Below are 16,117 nucleotides of genomic sequence, written 5' to 3' on the forward strand. Positions count from 1 at the left end.
GTTTTAGTGTGTCAAAATCTTGCTTAAGAATTGGCGAGCCCGTTCGTTGGTTGGTTGGCCGTCGAAGAAGGTTTCCTTAGAGTCGTCTTCCAAAATCCGGCCGTCAGCCATGAAGATTACCCGGTTGGCCACTTCACGCGCGAAGCCCATTTCGTGGGTCACGACTAGCGACGTCATACTGGAGTCCCGGGCGATGGTCTTCATAACGTTCAGCACATCGTCGATCATTTCAGGGTCCAAGGCACTGGTTGGTTCGTCAAACAAGAGGCACTTCGGCTTCATGGCTAACGACCGCGCAATGGCGATTCGTTGTTGTTGCCCCCCAGAAAGTTGGGATGGCATCTTGGGTGCTTGGTCGGCTAACCCAACGCGGTCGAGCATTTCCATGGCGACCTTCTTGTTTTCCTCTTCGCCCCGGTGTAACACGATTCGGGGTGACAACATGATGTTTTCCAGAATCGTCTTGTTGGCGTAGAGGTTAAAGTGTTGGAACACCATCCCCACGTTCTTTCGAATCCGGTTCATATCCGTCTTCGGATTGGCCAAATCTTGGCCGTTAACGATCAATTGGCCATCGCGAATCTGTTCCAGCCCATTGACGGTCCGAATCAGGGTTGATTTCCCGGAACCAGAAGGCCCGATTAAAACAACCGTTTCCCCGGCTTCAATCGTTAAATTAATGTTATGCAGCGCGTGAAAATCGCCGTAGTACTTTTCCACGTTGTGAAATTCGATCATTGACATAAGTATTCCCTCCACTAGTGATTTGTTTGCCGTGCTTGCGGCGGACTAGCGCCTCATCCAATCCCTTGAGACCAGATTTTTACAGTGTCTAATGTAAAGTTTAAACCAAAAAATTTACCCGGTCAAAGTAAACCACTCCAGGTTACCCACCCCTACTGACCGTTTGGGGGTTCAAAGATTAGATGTACCACGGGTCCAGTCTGCTTTCAAAAATATTTCACGCTTGTGATTCCCATGAGGAAGCGGCGAGAGCGTTTTCGGGCTCGGTTCATGACATCCCCTGTCACCTAGCCAGATTGGTGAAAATGAGGAGCGCGCCTTGGTTTTCGTTCCCGGCGGTGGGCTCAAGCTGGCCTGCTTGGCCCACCTCTGGTCACTAACATGGCTTAATCATTTTAACCAATTGCTCACTGCTCTGGCTAACACTATCCTGATTATCCCTTCCGTAGTTGCCACGCCTGTGTCACTTTGCTCACCACACAAAAAAATCAACCTGCCCTGTCTGGGTGGTTGATTTTTTCTGAGTCATTTTTAGTTTTGCCGGTCACCTAACTTAATGATGGTACCGGGACGTTCTGGTCATTGGTTCATCGTCGTTGTTAGTCGCCGTCGGCTGGTCATTGTCATAACGGGCGCGGCGACTGGTGGTCGTCTGTGTTGGCGTCGTGGTGGTTTGACCGTAGCCCCGGTCGTAGGTGTTCGTCGTAGATTGGTCACTGTGCTTGTAGGCCAGTTGGACCGCCACTTGGAAGTCACCCGGTTGCTCGATCAGTGACGTGCGGCCTAAGACCTTGAAGGGTCCGCCGACCAGCGTGGCGTTGGCTAAATACAGTTCGAACTGATCACGCACATCGGCCACATTTTGTAGACCGACCGTGCTGACCACCCCGACCCGTTGCTTCTCTGCTTGGTTGATGCCAGCGTAGACGACCAGTTGGTTGCCTTCCGTTTGCATATCAAAGTAGGGAATCAGGGTGCCAGGGCCAGACGCGTAAACGGGCTTGCCGTTCTGGCGTGTCTGTTCCATGATTTCACGGTCGCCCAACCCGGAGTAATCCAGCTGTAAGAGCTGATTCTGTTGGAGTTGCGTGGCGAGGTTTTGCACGTTGCGCGCATCCATCCCGCTCATGGTCAGCTTCCCGGGGAGAATCTTCTTTTCATCAAAGTAGCCGTTGGCCGGAATGTTTCGCCCGCCACGGACCGCCGTCTTGGCAGCGTCCTCTTCGGCTTCCTTGGGCTTCATGTGTAGCATCTTTTCGATCTTAGGCGAGATGTCGAACGGGGCCTTCTTCTCGGTAAAATAATAGATGGTGTTCAGGTAGACAAAGTACAAGAGAATGATGGCTACCAGTAAGATCAGTAAGCCCCAGAATGGATGGCCGTTTTGCAGGTAACGAACCGCGATGTAGAACAGGTAGAGGTCACCCAACGCACCAATGATCACGTAGATGCGGTTTTTAATTTTAGCGTTGACGTTGATGTAGCCTAAATAATGGTTGACCATATCAAGGAAACTAAGCATTATCGGTCCCCCTTCCTTCGTTATTGATTTGTGCCGTCATTGGTTGTGCCAGTTGTCGTTTGGCCACCCGTGTCGGTATTGTCGGTCGTGTCATTTGCCGTATCGGCGTTGTCCGTTGAACTTTCTTCCGTAGTCGCTGAAGAGCTAACGGCGCTCGATGAAGTCTTCTTCTTTTTAGAATTAGTCGTTCCAGTCGTCGTCTTGCCAGTAGTGTTCTCCGCGGTACTAGACTCGGTCGTAGAGGTCTTCTTGGCCGAGGAACTTTCCGTGTCCGTGGATGACTCGTCCTTCGATGAGGAATCACTGCTATCGGAACTGCTCTTAGAAGAGTCAGAATCCTTCTTCTTACTGTCGTCGCTAGCCTTTTTCTTCGAATCACTCGACGACATATTGTTGACCAGTGATGAGCTGGTGTTTGACACCCGCGTGGCGCCTTCGTTGGTCTTCGTCACCGTGTTCGTCACCACGTTAGTTGCCCCCAAGGCCAGAGCCATTGAGACAATTGCGAACGGCGTAATCAAGGGTGGTGTGCGATACCCCATGCGTCATTCCTCCTTCGTTTTGCCTAATTACGACTATTGTCGCATAGGAAACTCAAAAATCTTTCAAATTTATCTTAATTTTTCACTAAGTCTGCTTCCTGAACGCCGGCCGCCTTGCAGTCAGCGCAGAGGCCGTACAGTTCGAAGCTGTGCCCAGCAATTTCACAACCCGGTAATTGATCTGTGAAAAAGTCCATCGGGCACATCTGTAATTCAATCACCTTACCACAATTTTGACACACAAAATGATGATGGTGTTGGTGATGCAGGTCACACTGATACTTGACCCGCGCCCGTTCCTGTTCCGTGTTTTGCTCAACGATGCCAACCTCTTCAAATTCCTTGAGGTTACGGTAAACCGTGTTGTGGCTCATCCCCGGAAACTCGGTCCGCATGTAAGCATCCACGGTCACCACGTCGGTGTAGTGGGCTTGGTTCGTCAGCAGAAACTCCAAGAGAGCATGCCGTTGCTTGGTCATCTTCAGTTTGTTCTTCTTTAAAATTGCGACGGCGGTGGTTAACGATTCTGCCATAGTGCCCAACCTCCTTCTTTCTCTGTCTTAACTGGTTCATAGGCCAGTGAAAATAAACGGGTATTGATGATGCTGGTCGTTCCCGGCGGCGGGCTCAACCTGCCCTGCTGTGGGGTCGCTTTCAGCCTGCGGGGCGGGCTTTCAGCTCGACTTGAAACCTCGCTGAGGTTCGCGAGTTTCCAAGGTCGTCCCGTGGACTAGGCTGAGAAAGGACCTCAGCCAAGGCCACCGACACAGCTGGTCAGGTTGGCCCGCCTCTGGTCACTGATAGGGTGCGGTGATTTTCACTAGCCGCTTAGCCCCACTACGAGGTTACCCATCGACCATTTCTATATTTCAATTTAATCTAATTCATTCGCGATTGATTCACGAACTAAACAGGTTCACTTTAAACTCACCGGCCAACCAACCCACCGATAAGCCTAACACCCAATTCGGTTTAAACCAGTGTCAGCCGTGAGGGTGGGCAAAATGGACTCAGCCGTGGGATTTCTAACGCGGTTCGCGTTAGAAATGGCGACTTTGAAACTCGCCCTTTGAGGTTCAAAGCGAGCTTCGAGACCGCTCCTTGGCTCGGAGCGTCCTGCCCACAGCGTTCCGGTCAGTTTTTCTCGTCCGGTAAGGCGACCCCAACCTGTTTAAACCCGAATTCCCTGTTAGTTTATCATATTTACTGGGAAACTCAACTATCAGCCGTCTCTCCCTGTCGCAACTGCGTCATCAATTCATCCAGCTTCACCTGGGTCTGTTCCCAGTCGTCGTTGTTTAGCTGAATCGCTTTGCCCCGCAGTGCCAGCGGCATGGTCAGGTCGCGACGATACTCTGGACTGGCTAAGCGCTGGGCCATCATTTCTTCATCGTCGCCCCGTTTGCTCAGCCGATGGGCCAGCTTGGTAGACTCGCTAACCGTGAGGAAAATGATGACGGCCTGGTCGCCTAGCTCTTCGGCGTAGGTGATGGCGCCCTTGCTATCTAACACGATGGCGTCAAATGGTGCGCGTTCAAAGCCACGGGCCAAGCCCTCGCGTGAAGACCCATAGTGGTAGCCGGCGTACGTCACGGATTCCAGGTAATGATTCTTGGGGAAGCTGGCTTCCGTTTCAAAATAGTAATCGACGCCATCGACTTCACCCTGGCGCGGTGGCCGCGTCGTGTGGGTGATGACCTTGGTCACGGGATAGTGCGCCACCAGATAATCTTGGACCGTGGTCTTGCCGGTCCCCGTCGCGCCGGTGATCACCAAAACTTTATTCGGCATGCTGATCCTCCAAGTACGTATTGGCTTGGTCTAACAAGCCCTTTAAGTTGTCATAGCTCAGGCGTTCGCGGGCAATCTTGTAGTCGAACCAGCCGAACTCACTGATTTCTTCAACCTGCCGCTTAATCTCACTGTCGGCTGGCACCAGCGACGTGTACAGGACCACGTGCTTGTGATGGCCGTTCTTCATGTCGTAGTCCAAGTCGGCGTGAAACTCGGGATTGATGGCGACGACTAAACTAGTCTCTTCTTTAATTTCACGAACGGCCGTCTGGAGATCCGTTTCATCCCCCTCGACGTGGCCCTTGGGAAAACCCCAGAAGTGACTGGTGGCACTCTTTAACAGTAAATATTGGATTTGATTGTCGACGAGCCGGTAAACGACCGCGCCGCTAGCATTTTCGGTAATCATGTTGCATTGCCCCCTCGAATTAAATAAACTCCTTCTATTTTAAATCGAAACCACTCAGAATGGGTAAAATAAACCCGACTTTCTCAAAAGCAACCGCTTACTCTCATTGACTTTTAATTTAATACCACGGTACACTATCCAAGACATCATCGCGACTACCAGCCTCAGCCTCCCAAATTAATCACAAAAAAGGCTGAAACTGCGCGCGACAATGTGTATCATCATTATATAAGGAAAGTTTTGGTTTAGGTGGTTTCCGCTAGTTGGGCTAAATGACATTAGCTTTTGATGAATCAGCTAGCAGACAATCACATGACTCACTGCACCCGCGCAATCTTGCTGACGCCGCATTCACAACAGTCTAATTGTCCAACCAGTCTGCCAGTTGCATTGGCCAGGCAGCTCGGACGGTTTAGCTTTACCGCCAACGTCAGCCGTGAGGTCAGAGAAAATGGGCTCAGCCGTGGGAGTTACCTTAACGGGTTCCCCGTTTAGGTAACTGCTATCTTTGAGACGTGGACTTCGGCTCAAAGTAAGGCTGAAGACCGCCTCTCAGGCTTCGGCCGTGCGCCCACAGCGTCCCGGCCCATTTTCTCTGACCGGTAAGGCGAGTCAGAAGACCACCTAAACCAAACAGTTTCAACGACATAAGGAGGCTTTTTATGGGACTTGCGCGAATATTTCGTCGCGAACGCTTAGATAATTACTTAAAGAGTGACCAACACTTTGCCAAAACAATGACGGCAAAGGATCTGATGTCACTCGGCATTGGGGCGGTGATTGGGACCGGGATCTTCATTCTCCCCGGCACCATCGCCGCACAGTACAGTGGACCTGGCATCGTTTTATCCTTTCTGATTGCCGCCATCGTCTGTTCCACGGCCGCCATGTGCTACGCCGAATTTGCTTCCGTCTTGCCGGTTGCCGGGTCCGCCTATTCTTACGGCAACCTGGTCTTCGGCGAAATCATCGGCTGGATTCTGGGCTGGGCTTTGATTTTGGAATACGTCCTGGCCGTGGCCGCCGTGGCCAACGCCTTTGGGGCCTATTTCAAATCCTTCTTGGCCGGCTTCGGGCTCAACTTGCCCAACGCCATCAGTGGCCCCTACAATCCGGCCGGGGGCACGTACGGCAACCTGATTGCCATCCTGGTGGTCTTCTTCATCAGCTGGCTGTTAAATCGGGGGATGCGCGAGTCCATGCGGATCAACAACACGATTGTCATCGTGAAAATTGCCATCATTATTTTATTTGTGGTCGTCGGTGTCTTTTACGTGAAGCCTAGCAACTGGCAACCGTTCGCACCATTCGGCTCCAAAGGGATCCTGCGGGGGGCCTCGACCGTGTTCTTTGCCTACCTGGGCTTTGACGTGGTTTCCGCCTCGGCTGCGGAAGTGAAGAACCCCAAGAAGAACATGCCCATTGGGATTATCGGCACGCTCATCGTGGCCACCGTGCTCTACATGTTGGTCGCCATCGTGCTGACCGGGATGGTCCACTACACCAAGCTAAACGTTGCGGACCCCGTAGCCTTTGCGCTCACGTTGGTCCACCAAAACTGGACGTCCGGTATCATTTCACTGGGTGCGCTGGCGGGGATGTTTACCATGATGGTCACTATGATCTACAGTTCCTCGCGGCTGATCTACTCGGTCGGACGCGACGGCCTGTTGCCAAAATTCTTAGGCAAAATCGACGACAAGACGGGCACGCCCAAACACAGTCTGGCCGTGATTACCGTCGTGATTGCGTTGTTAGGTGGCTTCGTGCCCCTGGCGCAGCTGACCAACCTGGTTAACATCGGGACTCTGGTCGCCTTCCTGTTTGTCTCGTTTGGGATTCTCCGGCTGCGTCATTTGCCAGAAATGCCCCACAACACGGGCTTCAAGGTGCCCTTCTACCCGGTACTGCCCATCATCTCGGGCCTGCTGTGCTTCTACATGATGCTCCAACTCCCCGCAGAAACCTGGATTGCTTCATCGATCTGGTTCGCACTGGGCCTGATTATCTACTTCAGCTACGGCATCCGTCACAGTCGATTGAACGAAGAGGAGTAACTCGCCTCCAGGATGCTGAAAACAGGCCGGTTTGGCGATGGGCGGACGCCCCGAGCCAAAGAACGGTCTCGGGACTGGTAGGCCAGTTTTCAACATCCTTGCGGCTTATACCTGTTTAACCCACTGATTGGTTTCTTCAATTATTTATTGTTCCAACAATTAATCTTTGCGTTACACTTACCACAAGACAACTGTTTCATCTCAACTTCTAGTTGCACGCATCCTATAAATCATGTGCCAGCCAAGAAGTCAGGACAGCTAAACCAATGTAACCCTTGAGCACCAACATTAACCATTTTATCCATCACTCGTTGGCACTTAAAACCAGTGTGAGCCGCAGGGCTGGTGAAAATGGGCCAGTCGTGGCAGTGACCAGAGGCGAGCCAAGGTGCCCGGCTGTGTCGATGGCCTTGGCTGGGGTATTTTCCCAGCCTAGCCCATGGGACAACCTTTGAGACCGCACTTCGGCTCAAAGTTGAGGTGGAAGCCCGCTTCACAGGCTGTAACCGGCCCCACAGCAGGGCACCTTGAGCTCGCCGCCGGGAACGAACGCGACGCGGCCCATTTTCACCAGCCCGGAGGCGCTGACAACACACCGTTGTAAGTACCAACGCAAGCGTTGATTTTTAAAATTGATAAGGTAGGCGATATTTATGCGTAACCAACAATTTGCCATTCGGCCCACAGCACCCGCTCAGGCCCTAGACGAACTTCAACGAATTCATTTCTTAGACGAACACACGGAAAAACTCACCACCCCGAGCCAACTGCTCTGCAACTTCTATGACCGGAGCTGGCCCGAATTTACCACGCCTGATACGGTTTCCCAACAGCTCAGTAACCTGATGGCGACGCCCGACACCGATGGCTTGGACTTTCTCAGTAACCACGACAACGTCCCCGTCACGGTCTTCTACAACCTGGCCCTACAACGGCTGGAATTTGCCGTCGACCTCGACTTTAAGCTGAGCGACCCCTTAGCTGCCATGGCCAAGATGCAACTGCCCGTGGCCGACCACGCCGGTGCGGACTTCACCTTGGATGAGCTCAAGCAGGCCTGGTACCTGCTCCTAACGACGCACACCAAGAACGGGCAGAGCTTCCTGGATCACCTGACCACGAAGGGCTACTTTGACCCCTTCGTTCACGATGCCCACGTCGACAAGCCCCTGATTTTTAACGGGAAGTCCCAAGCCGTCTTTGATACGACCAAACTGATTCGCGAAGTCGTTTACGTGGAAAGTCCCCAGGACACCGACCACGACGGCAAGCGCGACCTGTTAAAGGCTGAGGTCATTCGCCCAGCCGAAACGGAAGCCGGCCTCAAGGTTCCCGTGCTCTACACCGCCAGTCCTTACAACCAAGGTACCAACGACGAAGCCGGTGACCAAATGATGCACAACGTGAACGTCCCGCTGCAACCGAAGCAGCCCAACGACTTCACGCTGGCTGACGTGACCGCCCAACCGGACGACACGCCACTGCCCGCCCCCCGCGCCGTAACCGCTACGACCAAGGAAGCCGCGCAGACCTTTGCACGGGAACAATCCTACACATTAAACGACTACTTCCTGGCCCGCGGGTTCGCCGTGGTCTACGCCGCTGGTATCGGGACACTGGATTCCGATGGCGTCCGCACGACCGGTGACCCCGAGGAAACGACCTCGACCATTGCCATCATCGAGTGGTTGGCCGGTAACCGGACGGCCTTTACCAGCCGCACTGCTACGCAGGCCATTCCCGCTTGGTGGAGCAATCACGCCGTTGCCATGACCGGCCGTTCTTACTTGGGGACGCTGGCCACGGCCGCCGCGACCACTGGTGTTGAAGGCCTCAAGACGGTCATTTCCGAAGCCGCCATTTCCAACTGGTACGACTACTACCGTGATGGCGGGCTGGTCATCGCGCCCGGTGGCTTCCCAGGTGAGGACGCCGACGTGCTGGCCGAGGAAACGTTTAGCCGTCAGCTTCAGGCCGGGGACTATCACCGGATTCAGGCCAAATGGCAAGCCGACCTGGCCGCCATTACCCACGGCCAAGACCGGTCGACCGGGAACTACAATTCTTTCTGGGACGCGCGGAACTACCTGAAGAACGCCAAGAATATCAAGGCGGACCTCCTGTTGGTCCACGGTCTGAATGACTGGAACGTTAAGCCACGGAACGTCAACAATTTGTGGAACGCCGTGCGCGACCTGCCCGTCACCAAGAAGTTGATCCTGCACCAAGGCCAACACATTTACATCAATGCCTTTCGTTCCATCGACTACACGGACATCGTCAATCTTTGGCTGACCCATGAGCTCCTGGGCGTCGACAACCAAGCGGAAACGCTGTTGCCAAACGTCATCATTCAGGACAACGTTCAGCCGGAAACGTGGCACGCCTACGAGGACTGGGATGCGCCAACCAACCCGACCCGCAGCTTTAACCTGCAGGCCGATGAGTTGGTCGATCAAAGTACCCACGAGCCTCTGGCCTACGCCACGAGTTTCAACGACCAATTACCCGTTGAACAATTTAACAAATACACCCACCATATCGATCAGTGGCAAACTGATTTGCTGGGTGACAAGCACAACGACATGTTCAATCACCGGTTAATCTTTAAATCAGCTGTCTTGACGGACGACCTCCTGTTAGATGGGAAGCCCACCGTCGACCTGCGCGTGGCCGTGAACCAGCCGGTCGGGATGCTGAGCTTCCAGCTGGTCGACTACGGGGATGCCAAACGCCTCGGTGTCTCACCAACTATCCTGGCGCGCAAGGCCCTGGACGAAGGTTACCGTTGGCGTGAAGACGACCTGCGTGAGTTCAAACCGGCCGCAACCACGCCGTTTAAGATGATCACCAAGGGCCACCGTAACCTGCAAAATCGGACCAACGCCTACCACGTCGACGAACTGAAGGCCAACGAGTTCTACGACCTCAGCGTGACGCTGCAACCAACGCACTACCGGCTGCTGGCGGGCCACCAACTGGGCCTGGTCATCTACGCGACTGACTTCGGCATGACCGTGCGCGGGAATCAGGACTTGCAGTACTCCATCCAGCTCGGCAATTCCGCCCTGCACCTCCCGTTCTTACCAGAAAACTAGGTTAGTGTGTAACGCGCGTTCCCGACGGTGGGTTCAACCTGCCCTGCTGTGAGGCCGGTTCCAGCCTGAGGAACGGGCTTCCAGCTCGACTTGAAACCTCGCTAAGGTTCGCGAGTTTCCAAGCTCGCCCCGTGGGCTAGGCTGAATGAGAAACTTCAGCCAAGACCACCGACACAGCTGGGCAAGTTGCCCCACCTCTGGTCACTCACACTGGCCGTTGGTGCTGGTATGGATGGGATGTTGGATGTGGTTGCTCATGTTCACATTAACTTATCCATCAAATTATCTATAATGCTAAAGAGCTAACGCCAATGACGTTAGCTCTTTTTAGGTCACCTGGAGATATATGGGAAGCATCACCAAAATACATCCCCCGCCGGCAGTACCAGCAGAATACTGGTTAAACTCGTGTCAGCCGCAGGGCTGGTGAAAATGGGCTCAGCCGTGGGAGTTGCCTTAGCGGGTCCCCCGCTTAGGCAACTGCTATCTTTGAGACTCGCTTCTCAGAGGCTCAAAGTAAGTCTGGAGACCGCCTTTCGGCTCCAGACGCGCGCCCACAGCGCCACGGCCCAGTTTTCACCAGCCCGGAGGCGTAATCAACACCCAAGTTTAACCAGCAAAGAAGGTTGGGTGTTTAGAAATGACACCGTTAGTGATAAACTATTAATAACTCATTAGAAACGGGGGAATCTCTCATGAAACAAGGCACCACGATTATCACCTTAGACAACGGTTACCACCTTTGGACCAACACCCAAGGCACTGGTGACATCCACCTGCTCGCCTTACACGGTGGCCCTGGTGGCAACCATGAATACTGGGAAGACACTGCCAAGCAATTAGCCGCTCAAGGCCTGAACGTTCAGGTCCACATGTACGACCAATTGGGTTCTTGGTACTCCGATCAACCCGACTATAGCGACCCCGAAACGGCTAAGAAGTATCTGACCTACGATTACTTCTTGGATGAAGTTGAAGAAGTTCGGCAAAAGCTGGGCATCGACAAGTTCTACCTGATTGGCCAATCATGGGGTGGCGCCTTGGTTCAAATGTACGCTGCTAAGTATGGCCAACATTTAAAGGGCGCCATCATTTCCTCCATGGTTGATAACATCGACGAATACGTTGAAAGCATCAACCATATCCGGGAAACAGTTTTGACGGCTGACCAAGTGGCCTACATGAAGCAAGTTGAAAAAGATGGGAACTACGACGACGCCAAGTACCAAAGCTACGTCGACATCTTAAACGACGGCTACGTGGACCGCAAGAAGCCCGCTGCCATTTCTCACCTGATCAGCACCATGGCAACCGACGTTTACGGTGCCTTCCAAGGTGACAACGAATTTGTCATTAAGGGTAAGCTGAAGGAATGGAACTTCCGTGAACATTTGAAGGAAATCAAGGTCCCAACCCTGTTGACCTTTGGAGAACACGAAACCATGCCAATTGCCACGGGTAAGAAGATGGCGGAACTCATCCCCCACTCTCGCTTCGTGACAACGCCTGAAGGTGGCCATCACCACATGATCGACAACGCACCCGTTTACTACGATCACTTGGCAACGTTCATCCGCGACGTGGAATCCGATAACTTTAACGCTTAAGTTTGATAAAAAAATCCCGCTCTAATCACTGATTAGGCGGGATTTTTGTGTGCGACGACAAAAAAGCAGTGACCAGTCATTTCTGACGAGTCACTGCTCTGAAATATATTGTTTGTGCTTAGTGGATAACAACTTTCATCCCGTAAGGCACGTGATTGTAGACCCATTTGGCATCGGCCACGGACAGGCGGACACATCCGTGTGAAGCGGCGGTCTTACCTAACTCCTCGGCTTCACTCTTGATGTAATTGCCGTTCTGGTCGGTTGGCACACTGTGGAACAAGTAGATGCCGTGGTCCTTCCAGGAGACCCAGTACTTGGCTCCTTCACCAGAACTCTGGTTAAAGAAGAACTTCCCCCGTTCCCCCTGAATGGCGTACGTGCCGTGTGGCGTCTTGTTTTCCTTGCCCGTCCCGGTTGAGCAATACATGGTGTAAAGCACCCGGTTATTGCCGTCGCGAATGTACACCCGTTGCCGACTGGTATTCACGTCCAGCCACGCGTTGGGATGTTTATCTAAATTGGGATAAGGCTTGCTTTCCGACGGCTTACGCCAATTAATGGTATCGGCCTTGGCCGTCTTCTTTGCCGTCGTCTGGGTCGTCTGCTGACTCGGGTGCGAAGTCGCGGTCATCTTCTGAAAGACCCGGTTGACCCCAAGTGCCGCAACGATGATCAGCGCGACAACCACGAGTAACTGTCTAAAACGTCTCATACTCTGCCGTCCTTTTCGAATTTTTCCTAACTACGACTACTGTAACGGATTTTTCAGAAAAAAGGAACGCCTTTTACCAAAACGTAATCTACATGCAACTTAGTTTGCAGAATTCTTTAAACTCAGCTTCTCCACGTTCAAAATCTTGTCGACGAGCCCGGTGTAAAAACTGGCCTCATGGCTGACGATGATTGCATTGCCTTGGAAGTTCAAGATGGCTTGCTTCAAGGCTTGCTTGGTCTCGTCATCCAAATGGTTCGTGGGTTCGTCCATAATCAGGAAGTTAGCGGGTTCAAATTCCATCAAGGCCAGCTTGACCTTGGTTTGTTCCCCACCAGATAGCTCACCGATGGGCTTCATCGCGTTAGCGGAGTCCAGCCCACACTTGGACAGCTTGGTCCGGATGGCCTTTTGTGGCAGCTTTTCGTACTTGGCTTGGATGATCTGTAACGGCGTCTGTTGGTCGTTGTCCCAGACCAGGTCCTGGCTGAAGTAGCTGATACGGGCGGATGGTGAGAAATGAGCCTCGCCACCCTTGGCCTTGATGATGCCCAGAATCGACTTGATCAGAGTGGACTTCCCGACCCCGTTAAACCCAGTCAACCCAACCTTTTGGTCAGTCGTGACGGAGAACGTGACGGGCTTTAACAGTGGCCGGTCGTAACCGACGGACAGTTGGTCCACCACCAGCGCGTTTTGCGACCCGGTTTCCTGGTAAGGGAAATCAAAGTGGGCTTGCACATTGGTCGAAGGTGGATCGACCCGGTCCAACCGGTTAAGCATCTTTTCCCGTGACTTGGCCATGGTCGACTTGGACCCCGCCTTGTTCTTACGGATAAAGCGTTCGGCCTTTTCGATAACGACCTGTTGCTTGTCAAATTCCCGTTGTTGGGCCTTTTCACGTTCGTCACGCTGGCGCATGGCTTGCTTGAAATTGCCCCGGTACTTGGTGATCTGTCCAAACGCCACGTTAATGATACAGTTCGTCACGTTTTGCAGGAAATCGTAATCATGGGACACAATCAAAGCGGCCCCATCAAAGTTGTTCAGGTAGTCTTCCAACCACGCAATGTGGGCAACGTCCAGGTAGTTGGTCGGTTCGTCCAAGAGAATCACGTCGGGATTTTCCAGCAGTAATTTTGCCAAGATAATCTTTGACCGTTGGCCCCCAGACATCTTCGCCACTTCATGGTCCCGGCCAATGTCGTCCAGGCCTAACCCGGAGATGACCCGTTCGATTTCGGTTTCGATGTCGTAGAAGTTTCGCGCATCCAATTCTTCTTGGAGCCGGCCGGCCCGTTCGAGCAGCTTGTCCTCCATGGTTTCGGCGTATTCCGTGTACAACGCCGTCATCCGGTCGTTCTTTTCGTACAGGTCAGCGTAGGCCGTATGGAGGAAATCAATCAGCTGCATACCTTCAGGAATATCTGCGTATTGGTCCAAATAACCGATGTGGGTTTTCTTTTGCCATTTCACAGAGCCCGTCAATGGCAGCTCTTGTTCCGTAATAATTTTAATCAGTGTGGACTTTCCCACACCATTTTGCCCGACAACACCCATGTGTTCACCCTTGTTTAAGGTGAAGCTGGCGTTCTCGTAAAGTTTCTTGTCGGCGAAGCTCATGCTCAGGTCGTCGACTTCTAATAATGGCACTTGTAGTCCCTTCCCTTCTTCTCTCACGCAGAAAAGGCCCCGACAACGTCAAGGCCGTATCGTAAACATATATTAGGTAGTAATTTACCACGAAACGCCCGGGTTCGTCAACTTCCCCACCTGGGATTGCCCCCGCATTCTATGCTATAATAGGTGAAATTCACCCGAATTGGCGTGGGGTCTAACTCGTAAATTGGTCGAGGCGGACCGTTCCCGACGGCGGGTTCAAACTGCCCTGCTGTGGGGCCGGTTCCAGCCTGTGAACCGGGCTTCCACCTCAACTTTGAGCCAAAGTTCGGTCTCAAAGATTGTCCCATGCTCTAAATAGAGAAAAACACTCTATTAAGACCATCGACACAGCTGGTCAATTTGACCCGCCTCTGGTCACTGACTGTGGTTGAATTCACGTGATGTTTGCTAGGCCAATTCTGGTGACTGCTGTGTGGTTAACGCCAACACGCAATTGCTGGCTGACATCCCAGTTAACCAACCCGCTGGATGAGCGGACGATTGCTTTTCCCATTCACAGGCTTGTTGCCAAATACATCCACAGGAGTGTCACCCAATCAGGCAGTTGCTTTTATGGTGACGCGCTTCGTTGCCAGTCACATCTATGTAAGCCGCAGGGCGGGTGAAAATAAGCTCAGCCGTGGGAGTGGCCTTAGCGGTTTACCGCTTAGACCACTGCTATCTTTGAGACGTGACTTTCGGCTCAAAGTAAGTCCGGAGACCGCCCTTCGGCTCCGGGCGGCGCCCACAGCGTCACGGCTTATTTTCACCCGCCCAGAGGCGAAAGCAAACACCTATCTCCGCACCAAACACAAAACCAATCATAAAAACCAAAAAAGGACTGACTCTGAATGAATATCCGTAACATTGATCACATCACCTTAACCGTTAGCGACGAGGAACGTTCCGTTCGCTGGTACCACGAAGTCTTTGACCTGCCTATCATTGAATTTGACAATGGTCGACGCGGCGTTAAACTTGGCAAACAAAAAATCAATTTCCAACAGAGCGATGCCCCTCATTTGCCAGTCGCTAAGCATCCCCTGGCCGGAAGCGCCGACTTCGCCATCATTGCGACCGACCCGCTGGCCAACATCCTCTCACACCTGACCAACTACGCCGTTGAAATTGTCGACGGCCCGCTCCCCAAGGAAGGCGCCCTGGGCCCCATGACCTCGGTCTACGTCCGCGACCCTGACGAAAACTTGATTGAAATCGGCAAGTACGACAAGTAGGAGGTCCCCGTAGTTCATGAACAAATTAAATCAACTCCTGACGGCCGCTGGCAGTTGGCTGATTCGCAGTCTAAAATGGATTGGCTTTCTCGTGATTTACCTGGCCGATTCGCTCATTCTGCAGGCGGCCACCAGCAAGGCCAGTCATCCCCAGGTGGCAACGCGCTTGATTGGCATCATGCTGATCTACTCGGCGTTCCTTCTGGCCTTTCTGACCTGGCGCTACTGGCAACAGCTAAAGAAAAATAACCCCCGCCACATCGGCAAGACGCCGTTCACGGCCAAACGCTCGTGGCAATTGGCTGGCCTCTTTCTCCTGATGCTGGTCATTCAGTTCGGCTGGACCTTCCTGATCAACAGCCACGTCTTGAGTAGTCCCGCCAACCAAACGGCGCTCAACACGCAGATCCTGCAGTTACCATTCTGGAACTTGGCCTACGCGATTCTGTTAGCCCCATTCGTCGAAGAAATGATTTTCCGTGGTATCTTTTTAAACTACTTCTTCCGCGAAAATTCCCGGGTGATGAACTTTCTTGGCGTCTTCATGTCCGGTCTGATTTTTGGCATGATGCACGTCATGAGCTTCTCGTTCACGCTCCTCATGTACTCGGCCTTAGGTTGGGTGCTGGGCTACACGTACCTGAAATTCCGCGACTTGCGCTACAACGTGACGTTGCACTTCTTAAATAATGCGTTGTCGTTGTTGTCATTTATTTAAAACAATTCTATGCG

13 protein-coding genes are annotated in these 16,117 nt (G+C 52.7%); 5 read left to right on the forward strand and 8 right to left on the reverse strand.

Annotation, left to right across the window (positions count from 1 at the left end; translation table 11 throughout):
- Positions 1-3: 3 nt before the first annotated feature.
- From JUF22_RS02305 to JUF22_RS02330, 6 genes are all read right to left on the reverse strand, one after another.
- A complete protein-coding gene (locus JUF22_RS02305; RefSeq protein WP_125580705.1) occupies positions 4-744 on the reverse strand; it encodes an amino acid ABC transporter ATP-binding protein in 741 nt (246 codons plus the stop codon).
- Between the two features lie 553 nt (positions 745-1,297).
- Entirely contained in the window at positions 1,298-2,266 is a 969-nt protein-coding gene (locus JUF22_RS02310) for a DUF6681 family protein (RefSeq protein WP_203642911.1), read from the reverse strand.
- Between the two features lie 20 nt (positions 2,267-2,286).
- Positions 2,287-2,808, reverse strand: a complete 522-nt coding sequence (locus JUF22_RS02315; protein WP_203642912.1) for a hypothetical protein — start codon at positions 2,806-2,808, stop codon at positions 2,287-2,289.
- Between the two features lie 74 nt (positions 2,809-2,882).
- A complete protein-coding gene (locus JUF22_RS02320; RefSeq protein ID WP_203637509.1) occupies positions 2,883-3,341 on the reverse strand; it encodes a Fur family transcriptional regulator in 459 nt (152 codons plus the stop codon).
- A 682-nt stretch (positions 3,342-4,023) separates the two neighbouring features.
- Positions 4,024-4,599, reverse strand: coding sequence for a guanylate kinase (locus JUF22_RS02325; protein ID WP_203642913.1), 576 nt, complete (start codon positions 4,597-4,599; stop codon positions 4,024-4,026).
- A complete protein-coding gene (locus JUF22_RS02330; protein WP_203642914.1) occupies positions 4,589-5,011 on the reverse strand; it encodes a bis(5'-nucleosyl)-tetraphosphatase in 423 nt (140 codons plus the stop codon). Before JUF22_RS02330 ends, JUF22_RS02325 begins: the two co-directional genes overlap by 11 nt.
- Before the next feature lie 662 nt (positions 5,012-5,673).
- On the opposite strand from JUF22_RS02330, the gene JUF22_RS02335 reads away from it, so the two are divergent.
- The 3 genes from JUF22_RS02335 (at position 5,674) to JUF22_RS02345 (ending at position 11,773) form a co-directional block, all read left to right on the forward strand.
- Positions 5,674-7,068, forward strand: coding sequence for an APC family permease (locus tag JUF22_RS02335; RefSeq protein ID WP_203642915.1), 1,395 nt, complete (start codon positions 5,674-5,676; stop codon positions 7,066-7,068).
- Positions 7,069-7,721: 653 nt separating this feature from the next.
- Positions 7,722-10,166, forward strand: coding sequence for a Xaa-Pro dipeptidyl-peptidase (locus JUF22_RS02340; RefSeq protein WP_203642917.1), 2,445 nt, complete (start codon positions 7,722-7,724; stop codon positions 10,164-10,166).
- A gap of 695 nt (positions 10,167-10,861) precedes the next feature.
- Positions 10,862-11,773 (forward strand): proline-specific peptidase family protein, encoded by a 912-nt coding sequence (locus JUF22_RS02345; protein ID WP_125765934.1) that lies wholly within the window; start codon positions 10,862-10,864, stop codon positions 11,771-11,773.
- 118 nt (positions 11,774-11,891) lie between these two features.
- On the opposite strand, the gene JUF22_RS02350 is transcribed toward JUF22_RS02345, so the two are convergent.
- Together JUF22_RS02350 and JUF22_RS02355 are read right to left on the reverse strand one after the other, a co-directional pair.
- Entirely contained in the window at positions 11,892-12,488 is a 597-nt protein-coding gene (locus tag JUF22_RS02350; protein ID WP_203642918.1) for a L,D-transpeptidase, read from the reverse strand.
- Positions 12,489-12,587: 99 nt separating this feature from the next.
- Complete coding sequence (locus JUF22_RS02355; RefSeq protein ID WP_203642919.1) at positions 12,588-14,141, reverse strand: ABC-F family ATP-binding cassette domain-containing protein; 1,554 nt, start codon at positions 14,139-14,141, stop codon at positions 12,588-12,590.
- A gap of 860 nt (positions 14,142-15,001) precedes the next feature.
- Here JUF22_RS02355 and JUF22_RS02360 point away from each other — a divergent pair.
- Together JUF22_RS02360 and JUF22_RS02365 are read left to right on the forward strand one after the other, a co-directional pair.
- On the forward strand, positions 15,002-15,385 hold the full coding sequence (locus tag JUF22_RS02360) for a VOC family protein (protein WP_125765931.1): 384 nt from the start codon (positions 15,002-15,004) through the stop codon (positions 15,383-15,385).
- A gap of 16 nt (positions 15,386-15,401) precedes the next feature.
- Positions 15,402-16,103, forward strand: coding sequence for a CPBP family intramembrane glutamic endopeptidase (locus JUF22_RS02365; RefSeq protein ID WP_203642920.1), 702 nt, complete (start codon positions 15,402-15,404; stop codon positions 16,101-16,103).
- Positions 16,104-16,117: the final 14 nt, after the last annotated feature.

The organism is Levilactobacillus lanxiensis (genome assembly GCF_016861655.1).
Lineage (GTDB): Bacteria > Bacillota > Bacilli > Lactobacillales > Lactobacillaceae > Levilactobacillus > Levilactobacillus lanxiensis.